The organism is Acinetobacter sp. C15 (genome assembly GCF_013420645.1).
GTDB classification, from domain to species: domain Bacteria; phylum Pseudomonadota; class Gammaproteobacteria; order Pseudomonadales; family Moraxellaceae; genus Acinetobacter; species Acinetobacter indicus.
Map to the genome: position 1 here is coordinate 1 of NZ_VOXR01000003.1, position 18,597 is coordinate 18,597.

Consider the following 18,597-nt stretch of genomic DNA (forward strand, 5'->3'; position numbering starts at 1 on the left):
CGACCTTGTTTGCCTTGAGGTTCTGCATACCATTGTGTTTTTGGATCGAACCAAATGGCAATATTCCCACGATTAATGAGAGCTCGGTTATATGCGGGCCAATTGGTTGTGCGGTAGATTTTGTGTGCAGGCTTCTTCATTTGAAAATTATATCGCTGAAAAAGCCTTTACAGATAGGTTTGTGCAACAAAGCCGTATGGAAATTTAAAAGCAAAAAAATGGGTTATTTAAAGGATTATTTTAGGTAATAAAAAAGCTATCCGGAGATAGCTTTTTATAGACCTAATATTAGATAAAATTAATAATGGTAGGTTTCATTTGGTCCAGTGTACGACCTTGGCACGTTTCACCAATCGCTTTCATTTTCCACTCACCATTATGACGGTAAATTTTAGCAATAATTAAAGCTGTATAATCACCTTGCTGAGAAAGGTTGTATTTGGCAATTTCAGTATTGTTTGTGGCATCAACTAAGCGGCAGAACGCATTTGATACATTTTTGAATGTTTGGCCACGGAAGCTGCTGATCGTGAATACTAAGCTGCTTACATTCGCTGGTACGCGAGTCAAATCAACTTTGATTACTTCATCATCACCATCACCTTCACCGGTCAAGTTGTCACCTGAATGCACTACACTACCATCACGGCTTTTTAATTGACCGAAATATACGTTATCAACATATTGTTTGTTGTCATCAAACATAATTACTGACGCATCAAGGTCAATACTGTCACCACCGCCTAATAATTTACCAAAGAAGCCACTACCCGATTTAGCGACATCCCATCCAGTACCTAAGAACACTTTAGTCAGTGAAGTACCGTCATTTTTTTTCAGAGAAATACCTTGACCTTTTTGTAAGCTGATAGTCATTTTGTTGTTTCCTTTGTTTTGAAAAGTTTAGTTTTGACGAGTAACGCCTAATGCACTACCCAACCATTTGATATAGTTGCCACGATTACGTGAATTGATAACAACTTTTCCGCTTCCACGGAATTTGAGCACCATCATTTCGCCGCTAGTCAGGCTATTAAATACATTGCCCAAAATGCCGCCATTATTTGAATTTGGAATACTTATGCTGTAATCAAGTGACTGGTCCCAACAGACGACATGACCATTATCAATGATTACTTCACCCTGCTCAGGGGAAATGTCCATGATCATCAATGAGCCGCTACCGGACACACAAACTTTGCCATGCCCTTTTGTTTGCATTACTACAAAACCGCCTGTACCGCCAAAGAGTGCACCACCAATATTGGTTTGCACTTTTGCTGTGATCTCTACGTTTTCAGTCGCTGCCAAAAAAGATTCATCAGACAAAATATATTGCTGCGGACCTACATCTAAAATTTGAAGGCATCCGTCAATATTTGGTGATAACAAACAATCGCCATCACCTCTTTCAGCTTTGATCTCTTGCTGGAATAAAGATTCGCCAGTAGTGAATTTGCGCATCATGGACTGAAAAAAACCACCACGTAGCTTACCATCAATGGTCAAATTACTTTCCATCATCACCATGGAATCAGATTCACAAAAAATCTTTTCGCCTTTTTTCATACTGACCAAAAGCATAGGCTCATTTTCGCCAACAATATGAAAATCGCTCATTTTGCCTAGTCCTTATTTTTATTTCTTAGAGCCATTTACGATACGGAAACCATAGCCATAGTGACGATCCATATCTCCAATGTCGTGGAAATAACGGACTTCACGGTTTGCCTTGATGGTTCCAGCTTGGTTATGCAATTCAATGATTGCACATAGATTGGCATTACTATTATCGGCAAGTCTGACTTCTAGTTCAGGCTGATTTGGAATCTTGATGTTAATTACGCCATCTGTATCCGACCAAGATGCAACACCCTCGTAAATGGCAGCAAATACAAGAACACGCTCGATGTTGTCCCATTTATCACCATTGATATACAGGTTTTCACCTTGCGAAACTGAGCCGGCACGGTCGTCACCATCAAGAAATACAAAAGGGTAGCGATCAAAATCACCAAAGCGTTTGCCTAAAGCCTGAATCGCGTACTTTTTACCATCTTTAAATTTGATTAAAGCGCACAAATCCAAATCTACCGCTTGATTTCGGCTGAAAAAGCTTTTTACAAGACTTGGAGGGGTTTGGTTCCAATTTAAATTGATCCCAATACGCCCGAATCCGGATGCTTTGTTGGTTAAGCTGATTGTTGGATTGTTCTTGTCCAATTTAATTTTGGACAAGTTAATATTTGATGGAGCGCTTTGTACTGGATTAGGTGTTGCCGCAGGCTTAACCGGAGTAGGAACAGGGGTCTGCTGTGGAGTTGTTTTTGGTGGCTCAGGTTCTACTTCACCGCCAAAATGCTCAACAAGTGCAGGCAGTCCACCATTAAAGCCCTGCCCAATCGCACCAAATCGCCATTCATTTTTACGGTACACCTGACCTAACATTACCGCTTTTTCTGAAACAAACATGCTTGGAATGATAGGAAATACGGCAACAACACTATTGTTCGCCACAATTTCTACATTGCCGCTGCTAATATTTTTCATGGTTTGATTTGGAGAATCTACCGCAGCACAGATCACATATTTCTCAACCGCAGGCTGATTATGACGAGTCAGATCGAATTTAAAACGTGTAGTCTGTCCGGTTTTAGAAAGCACTACTGCACTATTAGGGGAAACTGGTTGATTAAAATAAACCATGTAATCATCAGAATAGAGCTTATCCTGACTGTTTAGACCAAAGATGGTGACATCAATTTCAAACGGGGCTGAGAATGTCACCCGTACCTCAAATTGCATAGCCGATCCCATCAGGCTTGCTAAAGTTGTTTTTTGACCCGCTTGTAAATTCATAGTGAAACCCGACCCCCTTATAAATCATTATTTTGGTTTTTTAACACTCAGCAAAAATTTACCACAATCTTTGGTGAGTGCTAAAAGACCGAAGCCTTTTAGCAAATGAAGTGATTAAACACTTACACCATAGTTTTGAGCCAATGGACCAAGACCGCCGGCAAAACCTTGACCTACAGCTTTAAATTTCCACTCGCCGTTGTGACGGTATAATTCACCGAAGATCATTGCAGTTTCAACGCTGCCATCTTCTGACAAGTCAAAACGTGCAAGTTCTTCATCATTGTTATTTTTGTTGATTACGCGGATATACGCTTTATCAACCTGACCAAAGTTTTGACCATTTTGCTGACCTTCATGGATCGTTACAGCAAAGATCACTTTTTCAATGTTTGCTGGCACTTTAGTGATATCTACAGAGATCACTTCATCATCACCATCACCATCACCAGTACGGTTGTCACCGTTATGCGTAACTGAACCGCTTGCATCAGTTACGTTGTTGTAGAAGATAAAGTCTTTGTCTTGAGTTACTTTACCGTTTGCATCCACAAGGAATGCGACAGCATCAAGATCAAACGCTTTACCATCAGTAGCGCGAGGATTCCAACCTAAACCTAGATCAACTAGAGTCATAGTTGGTGCACTTTTAGAAAGGTTTACATTACCGCCTTTAGATAATGAAATAGCCATTTTTATATTTCCTTTTAGGTTTAATTATCTGAGCTTAACTTAACTCAGCATTACGTTTACTGTATGCGATAGACGACATAACCGCCCACACGATGAGTACAATACCAATCAAGCCAGTTACCAGTTCAGGTACATGCACACCTGTACCACTAGCAAGCATGATTAGAGCAAGAGCGCCAATTGCATAGTGAGCGCCATGTTCCAAGTAGATATAAGCTTCTAATGTGCCTTTCTCTACAAGGTAAATCGTCATAGATCGTACAAACATTGCTCCGATCGCTAGACCGAGCATAATGATTACAACATCACTTGTGATTGCAAAAGCACCGATAACACCATCGAAACTGAATGAAGCATCTAGCACTTCCAAGTACAGAAAGCCACCAATACCCGCTTTTACAATATTGCTTTTAGTGTTAGATGGAGTAGATTCTGATTCTTCTTCATCTTCATCATCTTTCCCTTCAAGCAAGTGACCGATGACTTGAACACCCACATAAACCACGATGCCCCAAATACCAGCCATTACAACGATTAAACGACTTTGATCAGGAACAGCCGCAGCCATTACAAGGATCGCGATTAATGTTAGGAAAACAGACATAGCTGGAACGCTTGCCAAGTCTGTCAATTTATTCTCTAACCAGTGGAACCAGTGAGTATCTTTTTCGTCATCGAATAAGAAGTTTAGGAACACCAATAGTAAGAATGCACCGCCGAAAGCAGCAATCTCAGCATGGTGAGCCATAAGTTTCGCAGAATAGGCAGCTGGATCATTCAGGGCCAATTTAGCCACTTCGATCATGCCCATGTCAGCTGTAACGCCTACAATTAAAAGCGGGAATACGAGTCGCATACCAAAAACGGCAATGAGAATACCCACAGTTAAGAAGATAGTTCGCCAAAAATGATCCCAATTTCGGAGAACAGAAGCATTTACAACAGCATTATCAAAAGAAAGCGAAACTTCCATTACAGCGAGAATTGCAGTGATAGCCAATGTTTTAAGCATTGTCGAAATACCCGCATTAACGCCATGGGTATAACCCCAATATGCAGATATCGCTAGACATATCACTGTAAAAATTATTGAAAAACGGAAATGCTTCATAGTTTTAGTAGCTCAGTATTAGATATTGATACCGTACTGATTACACATAGCGCGTAAGCCGCCTGCATAACCCTGACCTACAGCGCGGAATTTCCATTCGTTGTTGTGACGGTAGATTTCAGCAAAGATCATTGCTGTTTCAATTGAGTAATCTTCGTTCAAATCGAAACGTACGATTTCATTTTGATTTTTTTCGTTAACAATACGAACAAAAGCATTTTGAACCTGACCGAAGTTTTGACGGCGAGATTCAGCTTCATGGATCGTTACTGTAATAATAACTTTTTGAACATCGGCAGGGATTTTAGAAAGATTAATTTTGATTGATTCATCATCACCATCACCTTCACCGGTACGGTTATCACCAGTATGTTCTACAGAACCACATGCTGAACGCTGTTGGTTATAGAAAATAAAGTCATGTTCGCCGCGAACTTTATCATTTGGGCCAATCAAGAATGCAGAAGCATCCAAGTCAAAATCTGCACCATCAGTTGCGCGAGTATCCCACCCCAAACCTACTAAGACTTGTTCCAGTGTAGGGTCTGTTTTGGTCAGAGAAAGGTTGCCACCTTTAGATAGTGTTAATGCCATACGAACCTCTTTTTTATTACAGCCTTTATATATCAAGCTGCGTATTGTTAAATAAATCTTTAATGTTATCGAAACAATATTATTTTATAAAATAAAAGTTTCTATAAGCCTTGCATTATTAAGCTACCAATGATTTCCACCACTGTAAACTAAAAATTTAACTTTTTTTAAAAAACACCAATTCCTTAAAGTTACGTTAAATCACTGTAATGAAAAGTAATATATCTTTGACACCAATTGCCATTCGTAATAGAATAATTTCGTAAAGTTTATTATATACATAATAAATAGTTAATTTAAAAAAATATTTTCAATAATAGAAATGTGGTAATCAGAAGCATTTTTTGAAAATAAAAGGCCCTTAAAAGTACCGTGGAGACTATATATGGAGCGCCATGTTGAACTTAGCCGAGGATTGCTTACTGTCTCGGTTACACAGCAGCATCAGCATTGGGAATTAGATTCTCTATTGGATTTTGCGGAACGTATTAATCCAAAACGCGCCTTTTTATTCGTATCTAAAGTGCTAGGCAAACACATTCCTGTTAAGCCTTCACAAATGACAGAATCCTATAAGTCTCTTGCTTCAATGATTCCAGTTAATCTACCTACACCAATGACTGTAGTAGGCATGGCCGAAACAGCAGTTTGTTTGGGAGCTGGTGTGTATCGTGAATTAAAGAAGGAGTACGGGTTGAACGCTGTCTTTATGACTACTACCCGTCATCCGGCAAAGCACTTACCTTTATTAAGCGAATTCCTAGAAGAACATAGTCACGCTCAAGATCAGCTGATCTATGGCTCCAAAAATGAAGCAATCCAGTCTCATATTAAGTCCACCAAAACACTGGTGCTGGTCGATGACGAGATTTCTACAGGTAAGACATTTAAAAACCTGATTCAAAGTTTGATTAAATCCGATCTTCAAAATGTAGAACGAATTGTTCTTGTCAGTTTGGTGAATTGGAATGATGGTAATTTAGAAAACACCTTTATGGGAATCCCTGTAGAAACAGTGGCTTTATTACATGGTAATTGGTCGTGGGATTCCAATAACACTGAATTCACACCAAAAATGCCGAATGTTGCGACTACCGAACAAGGAAGTCATGAAATTATTGCACCGGCAACATGGGGCCGCGAACCAAGTTATTTGGATCACCACCCTATGCCGGTATTCAAACCTATTCAGCAAGGTGAAAAAGTTTTAGTTCTTGGATCGGGTGAATTTTTATGGCTACCTTTTTTGTTAGCTGAAAAACTTGAGCAAGATGGACATGATGTTTATTTCAGCTCAACAACACGTTCTCCGATCATGCAAGGCAAGGCTATTAAGTCCATTTGTTCATTTCAGGACAATTATGGCTTAGGCATTGTAAATTACGCATATAACGTAAAAGACAAAGACTTTGATCGCGTTCTTTTAATTGTCGAAACACCTAAAGACAGTGTTGATCCCACCTTATTCTCAGAAATTAAAAATTTGGAAGTTGTATCGTATGAATAAGCCTATCGTTTTAATTGATTTGGATGACACATTGTTCCAAACACACCGCCGGATCAAACCTGAACCACACTTTAAGGTGGCTACAGTTGATAAAAATCAGGCCCCATTGTCATTTATGACTTCAAAACAAGAAGCAATGGTTGAATGGCTTAGTCATAGTGCCGACTTGGTTCCGGTAACTGCACGTTCAATCGAAGCATTAAGCCGCGTCAAGATTGACTTCAATTTTGGGGCTGTCTGCTCACATGGCGGCACTATACTTAATGCTAATAAAGAGATCGACTTGGAATGGTTTGAAATACAAAAGAGTCATATTGAATCACTCAATTCAATGATGAGTGATCTCCCCGACCTACTACAAGACCTAGCCAAAGATTTAGGTCCTATCCGGACATGGGCCGTTGAAGAAAATTCATTAAAAATTTATACCGTGGCCAAACAAAATGAGCCTGAACAGGGTTTGTTTCTAACTGACTTGGTAAAAAAGCTACCAGTAGAGATTAAAGAAAATTTTTATATTCATACTAATGGTAACAACTTAGCCATCATTCCGAATGCAATATCAAAGAAAAATGCAGTTGAGTTTTACCTTTCCAAGATGGACCCACATAACGAGCGTGTTGTTTTAGGACTTGGTGACAGCTTATCAGACTTTCATTTCCTAACTTGCTGTGACTGGTTTGGTATGCCGAAAAACAGCCAATTGCACAAATTTACTGATTTATCCCTTCAATCAGATTACGCAGTACGTGGCTTCTATGGGAATGTTTAATATGAATAGTCAGCTTAAAACTATTGGTTTTCATGGTTCTTATCGTCCCGAAGATATCGTGTTTCTGCTTAACGTGGACAAGATTGAACCTATTGATGTGCATGAAAAAGAACGTCTAATTCAATCAGGTAAAGCACATTATTCTCAAATGATTAGTGCAGAAAAAAAACCTTCTGATGAACACTTCAAACATTATCATCAGGCGCTCAAAATTGGCGCGGCACGTATGGCTAATGATATTCAGATGATCGGCAATTCGTTGATGCAACGCTTCAAAAATCAGCCAATCATTCTAGTTAGCTTGGTTCGCGCGGGTGTACCAGTGGGTGTTCTATTGAAGCATCACATTAGCCAGTTTCAACCTTGCTTTCACTATGGTATTAGCATCATCCGAGATCGCGGTATTGACCATAGTGCATTAACTGCCATCATCAAGGAACATGGAGCTGAAAGCATCGTATTCGTGGATGGATGGACTGGAAAAGGTGCTATTTGCAAAGAACTGACAGCAACTTTAAGTAATTATCCTGAGCTATTCGATAAGGGTTGGGATATACCACGACTGGTTACTTTAGCTGATCTTGGTGGCTGTTCATGGTTAAGCGCAAGCTGTGAGGACTGGTTGATCCCATCAGGCATTCTTGGTTCTGTTATTTCAGGTTTGACTTCACGCAGTATTCTTTTAGAGGATGTGCCGGAAGATCAAGCCAAATCTGAATATCTGAATACAAAGCTTTGGCATAAATGCATTATCTATGATGACTTGGTAGAACATGACATTTCAGTTGAATTTGTAGAACATATCCTTGGCATCATGAAAGAAAATCCCACTAATGAGGTGGCAGATTGGTCTGAAGCAATTAGAAAAAATCAGTATAAAGTGTGCCAAGACACTATCAAATGGGTAAGTGATACATACGGTATTGAGAATATTAACCATATAAAACCAAGTATTGCAGAAGCCACAAGAGCTGTTCTGCGCCGAGTTCCGGAACGGATTTTAGTTCGCAATACCACAGATCAGAATGTGCAATTAATCCTACATTTTGCTGAACAGCATAATGTTCCAGTTGATGTTCTTGGTGACAAAATTGGTCCTTATCAGGCCATTACTTTGATCAAGAGTGTAAAAGGAAAATAATAATGAAAACTTTGAAAAATGCCTTGGAATTAGGTGCAACAATGTATGTGCCTGCTACTCATGATCAGCTTTGGGATGTTACTCAAGGAGTGAAATATCCTGATTTAAAATCTGTTGTGGTTTGTCTTGAGGATTCAGTTAAAGAAGATGATTACCGAAAAGCATTCAATAATTTAAAAAAATTATTGAAAGGAATCGAAATGGGTGGTCAATCAAATGGCCCTGCTGTTTTTATCCGTCCACGTAACATATCTTCGGCCAAAGAAATTGCTGAATTAGGACTGCACCATTGTTTCAATGGTTATGTGGTTCCAAAATTCACTTTGGAATCATTAAGAGAGTGGCAAGCCTGTACGACTACACAAAGCAACGTCATGTTGACTTTGGAAACTGGCGAATACTTTGATTCAGGCTATGTTTCAGAAGTAAAAAATGCTCTGCTTTCTGACTTCAATGAAAATGTCCTGTGTCTGCGGATCGGTGGCAATGACCTACTTTCAAGCATCAATCTACGCCGACCCCGTGAATGTACAATTTACGATACTCCACTAGGTTCTCTGATCCCGAAACTGGTTGGGCAATTTGTACCAAAAGGCTTTCAATTGAGTTCACCAGTCTTTGAACATTATTCAAATGTGCATCTACTTCAACAAGAGTTGGCATTGGATAAGGCAAATGGCCTAACCACAAAGACAGCAATCCACCCTACACAAATCAAAATAATCCATGAAGCATATAAAGTTAGTTCAATTGACTATTATGAAGCTCATATGATTGTTGATGCAGAAGCTAAAAGTGTATTTAAAAGTAATGGTTCAATGTTAGAACCGGCTACACACAGGAATTGGGCAAATGAAATTCTGTTACGTGCTAAGATTTATGGTGTAATTGAAAATCATATCCAAGTTTTTAACCACCCAACAAAAGCAGCAGTATAAAAATACCGAATGGGCATAAGCGTCTAGCAGTAGGAATCACCCTCCTTTCAGGTGGGTGAGGATGTCAAATTTCATTAGCTAGATAAGCATCAATGGTCTGGCCAAAATCGCCGGAAGTTACCAAGCAGTATCCCCGATCCCAAATCACCCTTTCCTTGTAATAGAACTGACTTTGCTGAATAGGAAATTCTTTGCGTAAATATCGACTTGTGACAGTCTTTAAGGAATTTATAAATTTGCTAGGAGTTAGGTTTGGGTGCATTAATAAGTTCAACTTGATATGGTTTTCGTGACCATCAAATCCGGTTAGTTCAATATCATTTTCAGAAGATAATCTCTGAATGATTTCTTTGACACGACTAAGCATAGCTTCATTAAAAAAGGATTTATTATCTTTGGTTTTTAAAACCAAAGTAAAATTTAAATTGTATTTGCAATGTGGATGTGCAGTCATTGTATTAAAAATCTTATTCCTTGATTAAAATTGATCATAGCATATTGTCTAAAGTTTAATATCTTAAAAGGCTTTGTTGCACAAAGATTTGAAATGCAAAGCGCCCCTAATTGAGCCAAATTTAAGGCGTAACTTGGGTAAGTGGTCGACCTAATTCCGTAAATCTGTTGAGGACTGCTACACGTGCATGAATCTCATTCACCTGACTAGGAAAGCTTCTTGCCATTAATTTATCGCCTAATAATTTGATGCAATGCATCTTGGTTTCCACCAAACTGCGGCGATGATAGCCTGACCATTTTTTCCATAGTATCCTACCTAAACGTTTAATTGCTCGAAGTAATTCATTTCGCTCTAGCGAGCTACTCTTTGTATCTTTCCATGGTTTCGCATTTTTTCTAGGTGGAATCACTGCATGCGCTTGCCGATCTGCAATGACCTGACGGCATTGCTTGGTATCATAAGCTCCATCGGTATAAACAGAGTCAATCTGCTCATCTTGTGGAATCTGATCGAGTAAATCACCAAGCACCTGTGAATCACTGACATTATTGGTTGTGAGCTGAATAGCACGTATTTGCAGGGTTTTAGCATCTATACCAATATGTAATTTACGCCATTGGCGACGATATTCAGGTCCATGTTTCTTGCGTTTCCATTCGCCCTCACCCAGAAACTTCATGCCTGTAGAGTCTATGAGTAGATGCAGCCCATCGCTACTTTTTTGGTAGCTGATTGCAATATCAATATGCTTTTGTCTTCTACAAAGCGTACTGTACGAATATCACTGATATTCGGGGCTGCTCATCCACAAAGTTTAATCAGACTTTGCACAAAGCCAGTGACCATACGTAAAGATAGACGGAATAAGGATTTAATCATTAAGCAGCATTGGATAGCTGCGTCGGAGTAGGTTTGATTTCGCCCTTGTTTGCCTTTTGATGGAGCATACCATTGCGTAGCAGGATCAAACCAAATGGCAATATTTCCGCGACTCATGAGTGCTCGGTTATATGCGGGCCAATTGGTTGTACGGTAGATTTTGTGTGTAGGCTTCTTCATTTGAAAATTATATCGCTGAAAAAGCCTTTACAGATAGGTTTGTGCAACAAAGCCCACTGGATGCAGTTTTGATTCAATTGGCTGATTTTGATTGAGGAACATTTTCGACCGATGAATGTAAATTAAGGCTCAAGCCGATTTACACGGCAACTTATGTCGCAAGGCAATATATTTTTGCGCCGGTTTTTGGCATGATGTGTTCAGGTAAAAAGTGAATAATGATAAATGACACAGATGCGTTGGTTAGAACTGCTTTCGACAGTTCGGATTGGTAGTAAAAAGCAAAGTACTGAACAGGCGCGTAGCCCGTTTCATAAAGATTATGACCGTATTATTTTCTCGCAGAGTTTCCGGCAGCTGAACCGCAAAACCCAGGTCCATCCGCTTACCCAACATGATGGTATTCATACCCGCCTGACCCATTCGCTGGAAGTGTCCTGTATTGGCCGTTCACTGGGGATGCTGGCAGCAGAAAAAATCAAGGATCAACTGCCTCCGTGGATTACCCCGGCCGATGTCGGCGCGATTATTCAGGCTGCCTGTCTGGCGCATGATATTGGCAATCCGCCTTTTGGTCATGCCGGTGAATATGCCATTCGTGAATGGTTTGATGATGCCTCACATACCGACTTTTTAAAGGACCTAAGTCCGGAACAGGAAGCCGATGTACGCCAGTTTGAAGGTAATGCCCAAGGCCTGCGCCTGCTGACCAAAATTGACTATCATCCGCATGATGGTGGTATGCGTCTGACCTATGCCACCTTGGGTGCCTATTTAAAATATCCGTGGCTGTCGAAAACCATGGCCTCGCAGGGCAATCGTCCAGCCAGTCAGCGCGCCAAATTCGGCTGCTATCAGGCAGAAAAAGACATTCTGAAACAGATTGCCGAACAGCTCGGCCTGATTGAAATCGGACCTTATCGTTATTGCCGCCATCCGCTGACCTATTTACTCGAAGCCGCAGATGACATCTGCTATGCGCTGATTGATCTGGAAGATGGCATCATCCTGAACATGCTCAGCTATGATGAAGTCGAGCCGATTTTCCTGAACCTGATTGGCGATTATGGCATGCCGGAAGAACTGTCTTTGGACAGTACCACCTGGCAGCAGAAAATTGCCGCGCTACGTGGCCGGGTCATGAAACGTCTGGTCGATGAAGTCACCAGTGCCTTTGCCAAGCAGCATGACCAAATTCTTTCGGGCCAGCTGAAAGGGACCTTACTGCAATATTGCTCGGCCGATATTGAAATTGGCATTAACCGGGCCAAAGAACTGGCGCGTGATAAAATTTTTGAACATCCGCAAAAAGCCGGTCTGGAAATTATTGCCCATCAGAGCCTGCAAAGTATTCTGGATGCCTTTATTCCGCTGACCACACCGCATAAAACCTTAAGCTTTAAAGAGCAGCGGCTGATGGCGATTTTGCAGCGTTCCGGTGCCCATTTTGGTCCAGATCACTATGACAATATCATGCAGGTGCTGGATATTATCTCAAAATTCTCGGATCATCAGGCGTATAACCTGGCGCAGGAATTACAAGGCAATAAAGCCGGATTCTTTTAAGTACAGCCTGCCGTTTTGGGAGAACCTCCAAAACTGCTTTATACTTTTGCGCGTGCTGACATTGCTTGTGCAACACCCCGGCCCATCGGCTGTATATCGCAGAGCATCACAGAAAAGTGGATGACTTCAAGATGCAGACGACAGGCTCGGAACTGAAAAATTTAACCGAATAGAAGTGAATAAACTGAATGATTGGATGTCTGATTGGTGAGGTGTTTGCCCTCGAAGCCCCTACGGTCTTATTAAATGTCAATGGTGTGGGCTATGAAGTCGATACACCGCTGTCTACATTTTGCCAATTACAAAAAGGCCAGAAAGTCACCTTATGGACCCATTTAGCAGTCCGTGAAGATGCTCAACTGCTATATGGTTTTCTTGATGCGCAGGAAAAAACCATTTTCCGCACCCTGCTCAAGGTCAACGGTGTTGGTCCAAAAATGGCACTCGGCATTCTATCGACTTTAAGCGTCGACATGCTGATTCACACGGTTGAACATGAAGATATTAACACCCTGGTCAAAGTACCGGGTGTCGGCAAAAAAACCGCTGAACGACTGATGATTGAACTGCGCGACCGCTTTAAAGCGATGGCTGCCGGCAATACACCAAGCAACACCAGCAGCGCACAAATCCAGTTTATGGGGAACTCTGCCGTGGCCGAAGCCGAAGCTGCGTTACAGTCACTGGGTTACAAACCACAGGAAGCACAAAAACTGGTGAATGCTGCCAAAGGCGACTTCACCGAAGCCAGCGACATTATCCGGGCAGCATTAAAGTCGATGAACAAATAGAAAACTCTATCTTGCCTCAAGGCCAGCATGAGATACGCGAAAATGTCATTCGCAACTGTTTGGGGCAGGAAGTATTTGCACAAAAATCTTTCTGCGATATAGTCGAGACGAATCATCTTTTGACGAGTTTTGCGAATGACGATGGTTTTGCTTACTTTTGCCGAATGAGAAATATATTTCGCAAGGTAAGGCCAACCGCAGGTTATTCCCGAAATTTAATTTTCTTGGAACATCCGTCAAAAAGCGCTTTTGACGTCTGCCCCATTAAACTGTATTTACCTGAAGTTTACATAATATATGCAAGACCGTCTTATCAGTGGTTCTGAAAAACCCGAAGATCAAATTGATCGCGCCATCCGCCCCACCTCCCTCGATGACTACATCGGTCAACCGGTGGTGCGTGAACAAATGGAAATCTTTATTGGTGCAGCGCGCGGCCGCGGCGAAGCCCTCGATCATACCCTGATTTTCGGCCCACCGGGCTTAGGTAAAACTACCCTAGCCAATATCATTGCCCGTGAAATGGGCGGCAACCTGAAATCGACTTCGGGGCCTGTGCTTGAACGTGCCGGTGACTTGGCAGCCATGCTGACCAACCTTGAAGAAGGCGATGTACTGTTTATTGATGAAATTCATCGCCTGTCACCAGTGATTGAAGAAATCCTCTATCCGGCGATGGAAGATTACCAGCTGGACATCATGATTGGTGAAGGCCCGGCAGCGCGTTCGATCAAACTGGACTTGCCGGCATTTACTCTGGTCGCCGCCACCACGCGGGCCGGTCTGCTCACTTCGCCGCTGCGTGACCGTTTCGGGATTGTGCAGCGTTTAGAATTCTACTCGGTGGAAGATCTGACCCATATCGTAAAACGTTCTGCCAGTTTAATGGATGTCCCGATGACCGAAGAAGGCGCGGCAGAAATTGCCCGCCGTTCCCGCGGCACACCGCGTATTGCCAACCGCTTGTTGCGCCGGGTACGTGACTATGCCCAGGTCAAAGGCACCGGCGAAGTCACCCATGCAATGGCCCAGCGCGCTCTGGATATGCTCAATGTCGATAAAGATGGCCTAGACACCCTGGATCGTCGCTATCTGTCGATGTTACTGGAACGTTTTGATGGCGGACCTGCCGGGGTTGAAGCACTGGCCGCAGCCATGGCGGAAGATTCAGGCACCTTGGAAGATGTGATTGAGCCTTATCTGATTCAGCAAGGTTATGTGATGCGTACTGCACGTGGCCGGATTGCCACCAATATGGCTTATTTGCAGTTTGGCATGACCCCGCCGGAACCGAAATAACAGCAATGCCTGACCTTCATTGCTTATGAGATGATGAAGGTCTTTGATAAATAACAACTTGAATACATACTCGAACAACAATAATGATGACCGAACAACAACTAATTCAACACCTTCAGCGGCATTTTGATGAGCTGATAGAGCAATTGCAGCCAATCCGGCCCCTACCTTATAGCAAACCATTCCAGTTTTTCAGTGAATCTGAACTGAACTATCTGAACCAGCTTTTGCAAGGCGATCTCAGTCACTGGCTGAGCTTCGATTTTAAAAATGAACGCGGCAAAATCATTGATGCAGATCGAGCTGGCATTGAACAGATCGACCTGCATCGGCATGGGCACTGGTCTATCGACGTCATCCATTTTGATCAGCTATGCGCCATCCACTGGATTAGCCTGTATTTTTCCGAAGAACTTAAACCCTTTATTGAAACCTATACCCAACCATCCACTTCAGTAAAACCGAAACAGAAGCTTGCCCTGATTCTGACGTTACTGGCCGTGCTGGGCGGAATTGGTAGTTATCTGCTGCAAGACGCTGTAGGAATTGTCTTATCTGTGGCGGCATTCTTTCTTAGTATGATCTGGTATGGCTTACTCCAGCTACGACAATATTTTGCCAATAAACAGCCGCAGCAGTTTGAGCGAACTTTCGTGATCAGCAGCTATTTTGCCTTGCATCTACGTGATTATGCGGTGGAACGGCTGTACCTCGATCATCCGGACAGTGCCTAAAACCGCACTGGCAACAGTGCCTAAAACCGCACTGGCAACAGTGCTATCAAAATTGCCAATGACCAAGCACAGGCGGCATGGCAAAAAAAGGCATAAATCACGTGTCAATTCACCTAATTCAACCTGTACCGAACGATAAATATCCAATCTCGGCTCTACATTCTTTATACCTTTGCCACTGGATTTGACACCTTGTGCCATAGGAGCAAAAAGTCATTATGCTAAACTGCAAAGCCAACCCAGTCGGGCATTTGACAGAACCTCAGACAACTTCAATCCAGTTCTGTACGGCCCTTCCAGACCAAAACTGAAAATTGTAATGGAACAGTATCATGGCGAATAAATTTGAATTTCAAATTCGTATCTATATGGAAGACACCGATGCAGGCGGGATTGTATACCATGCCAATCATATTCGTTTCATGGAGCGCACCCGGACCGAATGGCTGCGTGCTTCCGGCGTCGATCATTATTGGCATCAAAACGACTATAATTTTGTCGTGCATAAAATTAATGTCAAATATATGCGTCCAATCTTAATGGATGATCTGATTACTGTTACAGCAAGTGTTGTTTCGTGTAAAGCAACGTCATTTGTATTGCAACAAAATATTTATCGTGGTGAAATCATGCTTGCTTCTGGTGAGGTGGAATTGGCATGTTTAAGTTCTGAAATGCGTCCACGTCGCCTTCCGGATGAAATTCGTGGCCTGATTCTAAAAGAGCTAGGACAGGACCAAGACTAAAAACTTATGGCACTACGTAACTATGGCAACACAATTAGAATCATCTCTACAAGTCTCTGATCTTATTTTGCAGGCAAGCCCTGTGGTACAACTGGTCATGTTGGTGCTGTTACTGGCCTCCTTGTATAGTTGGTATCTGATCGCCAAGTTACATCTCAGTTATAAAAAAGCCCAGGCCGATGATGATCATTTCCAGAAAATCTTCTGGTCTGGTGCTGAATTAAATACGCTATATAACAATGCCCAACTCAATTCCAAACGCACTGGCCTGGAAGATATTTTCTACCAGGGTCTGGGTGAATTTCTCAAACTGAAAAAACGTCACGCCCCGACTGCACAAAGTCTGGAAGGCACCGAGCGTATTTTACGTGTCGGTTTAAGCCGTGACCAGGGCCAACTGGAACAAGGCTTAGGCGCGCTGGCCAGCATTGGCTCTGTGGCACCGTATATTGGTTTATTTGGAACCGTGTGGGGCATTATGAATGCCTTTATTGGCCTGGCCGATGTCGATCAGGTAACACTGGCTACCGTTGCACCGGGGATTGCCGAAGCGCTAATTGCCACCGCAATTGGTTTATTTGCCGCAATTCCAGCAGTCCTGGCCTTTAACCATTACACCGCCAAAGGTGAAAGCCTCTATTCAGACCGTGCCTTGTTTGCTGAAGAGATGGTGGCCTTATTACAACGTCAGTCTTTGGGTTCAGCACGGGAACATGACTAATGGCCATTCAACGTTCCGGACGCTTCGAGCGTATTAAAAAGCCCTTAAAAAGTGATATGAACGTAGTGCCTTACATCGACGTGATGTTGGTGCTGCTGGTCATTTTTATGGTCACTGCCCCAATGATTACCAGCGGTATCAATGTCGATTTGCCGCAGGCCAATGGCAATCCGATTGAATCCAAAGATGCGCCAGCCAGGGTCACTTTAGACAAAGATGGTCATTATTATCTTGAATACAAACAATATAAGGCAGAGCCACTGACTTTAGCTCAGCTCACCGAAATTTTAACAGAAGCACAAACGACTGCTTCTGCTGAAAATAAAAAATTAAATGTGGTGATTCGTGGACACAATACGCGTCCCTATGGCGATGTCATTGCATTAATGGCAAGCTTGCAAGAGGCGGGGCTTGAACAAGTTGGCTTACTCACCGAATCTGTACAATAAGCTATGAAAGATTTTAAAAAGCCACCTTTTAAGCACAATGCACTCGCTCTGGGATTTACCATTGGCGTGCATGTCATTGCCGTGGTGGGTTTACTTTATCTGGGCATGAGCCAGCCACCGGAACCACCCAAACAGATTCGGACCGTGCTGATTAAACCGGAAGATTTACCCCCTGTTACCCGTGAAGAAACCGAGTTTGCTGAAACTGCACATGAAAATGTGGAAGCCGAGATTCAGCAAACCGCGACTCCGGTTGAAGATGCCCCGGTAATTCCGGTCGCACCGCCACCTCTGCCGCAACCAGAACCAGCCAAAGCTCAGGCCAGCAATACCGCAGCACAGCAACAGGCCGAACAGCAAAAACGCCTGGAAGCACGTGCACAAGCGGAAGCAGAAAAATTACAGGCACAACAGGCCCAGCGCGCCAAGGCTGAAGCTGAACGTAAAGCCCAAGCCGCTGAAAAAGCCAAGGCCACTGCACAGGCCAAAGCCGAGGCAGAAGCCAAACGCCGCAGCGAAGCTGAAGCCCTGCGTAAGGCAGAAGCAGCAGAAAAAGCCAAACTTGATGCACGTCGTAAGGCGGAAGCGGAAGCCAAACGTAAAGCCGAAGCGGCAGATAAGGCCAAGGCGGATGCGGCAGCCAAGGCGAAGGCAGATGCAGAGGCGAAACGCAAAGCCGATGCTGAAGCCAAACGCAAAGCCGAGGCTGCGAATAAGGCCAAAGCAGAAGCAGCTGAAAAAGCCAAAGCCGATGCAGCAGCGAAAGCAAAAGCGGATGCAGAGGCCAAAGCCCGCGCTGAAGCAGAAGCCAAAGCTTCGGCGGCCAAACAGGCGGCTGAAGAAGCGGCACAAAAGAAAGCTGAAGCCAAACGGATTGCCTCTACAGCCAAACGCGATTTTGAAAACAAGATCCGTCGGGCCTGGGATATTCCGGTCGGCTCTTCTGGCAAAACTGCCACGGCACGGGTTACGCTGACCGACAGCGGTTCGGTAGCCTCGGTGATTGTGAACTCCAGTGATCCGGACATGAAAGCCAGTGTCGAGGCCGCGGTACGTGCCGCTGCACCCTATCCAATGCCTTCGGACCCAGATGCACGCCGTGAAGCACGCAGTTTCACCTCAAGCTTTACTGCCAAATAAGCTGACTCACCATCCTGTCA

At 43.0% G+C, this 18,597-nt stretch carries 19 protein-coding genes and 2 pseudogenes; 12 read left to right on the forward strand and 9 right to left on the reverse strand.

The features are described from left to right. The 7 genes and pseudogenes from FTT63_RS01700 to FTT63_RS01730 all read right to left on the reverse strand — a co-directional run. Positions 1 to 140, reverse strand: a pseudogene (locus FTT63_RS01700) (IS5/IS1182 family transposase); the annotation flags it as partial. A gap of 148 nt (positions 141 to 288) precedes the next feature. Next, the gene (locus tag FTT63_RS01705) at positions 289 to 876 is read right to left on the reverse strand and encodes a TerD family protein (RefSeq protein ID WP_127800987.1); all 588 of its coding nucleotides are present in this window, start codon (positions 874 to 876) and stop codon (positions 289 to 291) included. A 27-nt stretch (positions 877 to 903) separates the two neighbouring features. After that, on the reverse strand, positions 904 to 1,620 hold the full coding sequence (locus FTT63_RS01710; RefSeq protein ID WP_127800985.1) for a TIGR00266 family protein: 717 nt from the start codon (positions 1,618 to 1,620) through the stop codon (positions 904 to 906). Between the two features lie 18 nt (positions 1,621 to 1,638). Then, on the reverse strand, positions 1,639 to 2,859 hold the full coding sequence (locus tag FTT63_RS01715) for a TerD family protein (protein ID WP_127800983.1): 1,221 nt from the start codon (positions 2,857 to 2,859) through the stop codon (positions 1,639 to 1,641). A 114-nt stretch (positions 2,860 to 2,973) separates the two neighbouring features. After that, positions 2,974 to 3,552 carry a TerD family protein gene (locus FTT63_RS01720; RefSeq protein WP_127801911.1) on the reverse strand — a complete coding sequence of 193 codons (579 nt, stop codon included), beginning with the start codon at positions 3,550 to 3,552 and terminating at the stop codon, positions 2,974 to 2,976. A 34-nt stretch (positions 3,553 to 3,586) separates the two neighbouring features. Then, positions 3,587 to 4,663, reverse strand: a complete 1,077-nt coding sequence (locus FTT63_RS01725) for a DUF475 domain-containing protein (protein ID WP_127800979.1) — start codon at positions 4,661 to 4,663, stop codon at positions 3,587 to 3,589. Between the two features lie 18 nt (positions 4,664 to 4,681). Further along, entirely contained in the window at positions 4,682 to 5,257 is a 576-nt protein-coding gene (locus FTT63_RS01730) for a TerD family protein (RefSeq protein ID WP_127800977.1), read from the reverse strand. A gap of 385 nt (positions 5,258 to 5,642) precedes the next feature. Here FTT63_RS01730 and FTT63_RS01735 point away from each other — a divergent pair, with 385 nt between their 5' ends. Genes FTT63_RS01735 through FTT63_RS01750 form a run of 4 tightly spaced genes read left to right on the forward strand, consistent with a single transcriptional unit; the run spans position 5,643 to position 9,615 of the window. Continuing rightward, positions 5,643 to 6,764 carry a phosphoribosyltransferase domain-containing protein gene (locus tag FTT63_RS01735; protein WP_127800975.1) on the forward strand — a complete coding sequence of 374 codons (1,122 nt, stop codon included), beginning with the start codon at positions 5,643 to 5,645 and terminating at the stop codon, positions 6,762 to 6,764. Next, positions 6,757 to 7,536 (forward strand): hypothetical protein, encoded by a 780-nt coding sequence (locus FTT63_RS01740; RefSeq protein WP_127800973.1) that lies wholly within the window; start codon positions 6,757 to 6,759, stop codon positions 7,534 to 7,536. Before FTT63_RS01735 ends, FTT63_RS01740 begins: the two co-directional genes overlap by 8 nt. Position 7,537: 1 nt before the next feature. Beyond that, entirely contained in the window at positions 7,538 to 8,677 is a 1,140-nt protein-coding gene (locus FTT63_RS01745; protein WP_373685662.1) for a cysteine protease StiP family protein, read from the forward strand. A 2-nt stretch (positions 8,678 to 8,679) separates the two neighbouring features. Beyond that, positions 8,680 to 9,615, forward strand: a complete 936-nt coding sequence (locus FTT63_RS01750) for an HpcH/HpaI aldolase/citrate lyase family protein (RefSeq protein ID WP_127800968.1) — start codon at positions 8,680 to 8,682, stop codon at positions 9,613 to 9,615. Positions 9,616 to 9,679: 64 nt separating this feature from the next. Here the strand turns inward: FTT63_RS01750 and tnpA are convergent, their stop codons facing one another. Both tnpA and FTT63_RS01760 read right to left on the reverse strand, forming a co-directional pair. Beyond that, entirely contained in the window at positions 9,680 to 10,069 is a 390-nt protein-coding gene (gene tnpA, locus FTT63_RS01755) for an IS200/IS605 family transposase (RefSeq protein ID WP_127800966.1), read from the reverse strand. Between the two features lie 121 nt (positions 10,070 to 10,190). Beyond that, positions 10,191 to 11,131: pseudogene (locus FTT63_RS01760) on the reverse strand (IS5 family transposase). A 225-nt stretch (positions 11,132 to 11,356) separates the two neighbouring features. Between FTT63_RS01760 and FTT63_RS01765 the strand changes: the two are divergent. The 8 genes from FTT63_RS01765 to tolA all read left to right on the forward strand — a co-directional run bounded on the left by FTT63_RS01765 (position 11,357) and on the right by tolA (position 18,577). Further along, positions 11,357 to 12,697, forward strand: coding sequence for a deoxyguanosinetriphosphate triphosphohydrolase (locus tag FTT63_RS01765; RefSeq protein ID WP_005176613.1), 1,341 nt, complete (start codon positions 11,357 to 11,359; stop codon positions 12,695 to 12,697). A gap of 188 nt (positions 12,698 to 12,885) precedes the next feature. Next, positions 12,886 to 13,488, forward strand: coding sequence for a Holliday junction branch migration protein RuvA (ruvA, locus tag FTT63_RS01770; protein WP_005176612.1), 603 nt, complete (start codon positions 12,886 to 12,888; stop codon positions 13,486 to 13,488). A gap of 297 nt (positions 13,489 to 13,785) precedes the next feature. Then, on the forward strand, positions 13,786 to 14,787 hold the full coding sequence (gene ruvB / locus FTT63_RS01775) for a Holliday junction branch migration DNA helicase RuvB (RefSeq protein WP_005176611.1): 1,002 nt from the start codon (positions 13,786 to 13,788) through the stop codon (positions 14,785 to 14,787). An 83-nt stretch (positions 14,788 to 14,870) separates the two neighbouring features. After that, a complete protein-coding gene (locus FTT63_RS01780) occupies positions 14,871 to 15,521 on the forward strand; it encodes a hypothetical protein (protein ID WP_180191918.1) in 651 nt (216 codons plus the stop codon). Between the two features lie 332 nt (positions 15,522 to 15,853). Beyond that, the gene (ybgC, locus tag FTT63_RS01785) at positions 15,854 to 16,267 is read left to right on the forward strand and encodes a tol-pal system-associated acyl-CoA thioesterase (RefSeq protein WP_005176609.1); all 414 of its coding nucleotides are present in this window, start codon (positions 15,854 to 15,856) and stop codon (positions 16,265 to 16,267) included. Between the two features lie 22 nt (positions 16,268 to 16,289). Continuing rightward, positions 16,290 to 16,988, forward strand: a complete 699-nt coding sequence (gene tolQ / locus FTT63_RS01790) for a protein TolQ (RefSeq protein WP_005176608.1) — start codon at positions 16,290 to 16,292, stop codon at positions 16,986 to 16,988. Then, entirely contained in the window at positions 16,988 to 17,437 is a 450-nt protein-coding gene (tolR, locus tag FTT63_RS01795) for a protein TolR (RefSeq protein ID WP_075167772.1), read from the forward strand. The genes tolQ and tolR overlap by 1 nt, the downstream gene beginning before the upstream one ends. Positions 17,438 to 17,440: 3 nt before the next feature. Then, complete coding sequence (tolA, locus tag FTT63_RS01800) at positions 17,441 to 18,577, forward strand: cell envelope integrity protein TolA (RefSeq protein ID WP_180087901.1); 1,137 nt, start codon at positions 17,441 to 17,443, stop codon at positions 18,575 to 18,577. The last annotated feature ends 20 nt before the right edge of the window (positions 18,578 to 18,597 follow it).

What these genes read in the sequence shown, in the direction of transcription:
- FTT63_RS01740 (WP_127800973.1), top strand. Translation starts at nt 6,757, where the DNA reads ATGAATAAGCCTATCGTTTTAATTGATTTGGATGACACATTGTTCCAA.
- FTT63_RS01710 (WP_127800985.1), bottom strand. Translation starts at nt 1,620, where the DNA reads ATGAGCGATTTTCATATTGTTGGCGAAAATGAGCCTATGCTTTTGGTC.
- ybgC (WP_005176609.1), top strand. Translation starts at nt 15,854, where the DNA reads ATGGCGAATAAATTTGAATTTCAAATTCGTATCTATATGGAAGACACC.
- tolA (WP_180087901.1), top strand. Translation starts at nt 17,441, where the DNA reads ATGAAAGATTTTAAAAAGCCACCTTTTAAGCACAATGCACTCGCTCTG.
- tolR (WP_075167772.1), top strand. Translation starts at nt 16,988, where the DNA reads ATGGCCATTCAACGTTCCGGACGCTTCGAGCGTATTAAAAAGCCCTTA.
- FTT63_RS01735 (WP_127800975.1), top strand. Translation starts at nt 5,643, where the DNA reads ATGGAGCGCCATGTTGAACTTAGCCGAGGATTGCTTACTGTCTCGGTT.
- ruvA (WP_005176612.1), top strand. Translation starts at nt 12,886, where the DNA reads ATGATTGGATGTCTGATTGGTGAGGTGTTTGCCCTCGAAGCCCCTACG.
- tolQ (WP_005176608.1), top strand. Translation starts at nt 16,290, where the DNA reads ATGGCAACACAATTAGAATCATCTCTACAAGTCTCTGATCTTATTTTG.
- ruvB (WP_005176611.1), top strand. Translation starts at nt 13,786, where the DNA reads ATGCAAGACCGTCTTATCAGTGGTTCTGAAAAACCCGAAGATCAAATT.
- FTT63_RS01720 (WP_127801911.1), bottom strand. Translation starts at nt 3,552, where the DNA reads ATGGCTATTTCATTATCTAAAGGCGGTAATGTAAACCTTTCTAAAAGT.
- FTT63_RS01745 (WP_373685662.1), top strand. Translation starts at nt 7,538, where the DNA reads ATGAATAGTCAGCTTAAAACTATTGGTTTTCATGGTTCTTATCGTCCC.
- FTT63_RS01765 (WP_005176613.1), top strand. Translation starts at nt 11,357, where the DNA reads ATGACACAGATGCGTTGGTTAGAACTGCTTTCGACAGTTCGGATTGGT.
- FTT63_RS01715 (WP_127800983.1), bottom strand. Translation starts at nt 2,859, where the DNA reads ATGAATTTACAAGCGGGTCAAAAAACAACTTTAGCAAGCCTGATGGGA.
- FTT63_RS01725 (WP_127800979.1), bottom strand. Translation starts at nt 4,663, where the DNA reads ATGAAGCATTTCCGTTTTTCAATAATTTTTACAGTGATATGTCTAGCG.
- tnpA (WP_127800966.1), bottom strand. Translation starts at nt 10,069, where the DNA reads ATGACTGCACATCCACATTGCAAATACAATTTAAATTTTACTTTGGTT.
- FTT63_RS01705 (WP_127800987.1), bottom strand. Translation starts at nt 876, where the DNA reads ATGACTATCAGCTTACAAAAAGGTCAAGGTATTTCTCTGAAAAAAAAT.
- FTT63_RS01750 (WP_127800968.1), top strand. Translation starts at nt 8,680, where the DNA reads ATGAAAACTTTGAAAAATGCCTTGGAATTAGGTGCAACAATGTATGTG.
- FTT63_RS01730 (WP_127800977.1), bottom strand. Translation starts at nt 5,257, where the DNA reads ATGGCATTAACACTATCTAAAGGTGGCAACCTTTCTCTGACCAAAACA.
- FTT63_RS01780 (WP_180191918.1), top strand. Translation starts at nt 14,871, where the DNA reads ATGATGACCGAACAACAACTAATTCAACACCTTCAGCGGCATTTTGAT.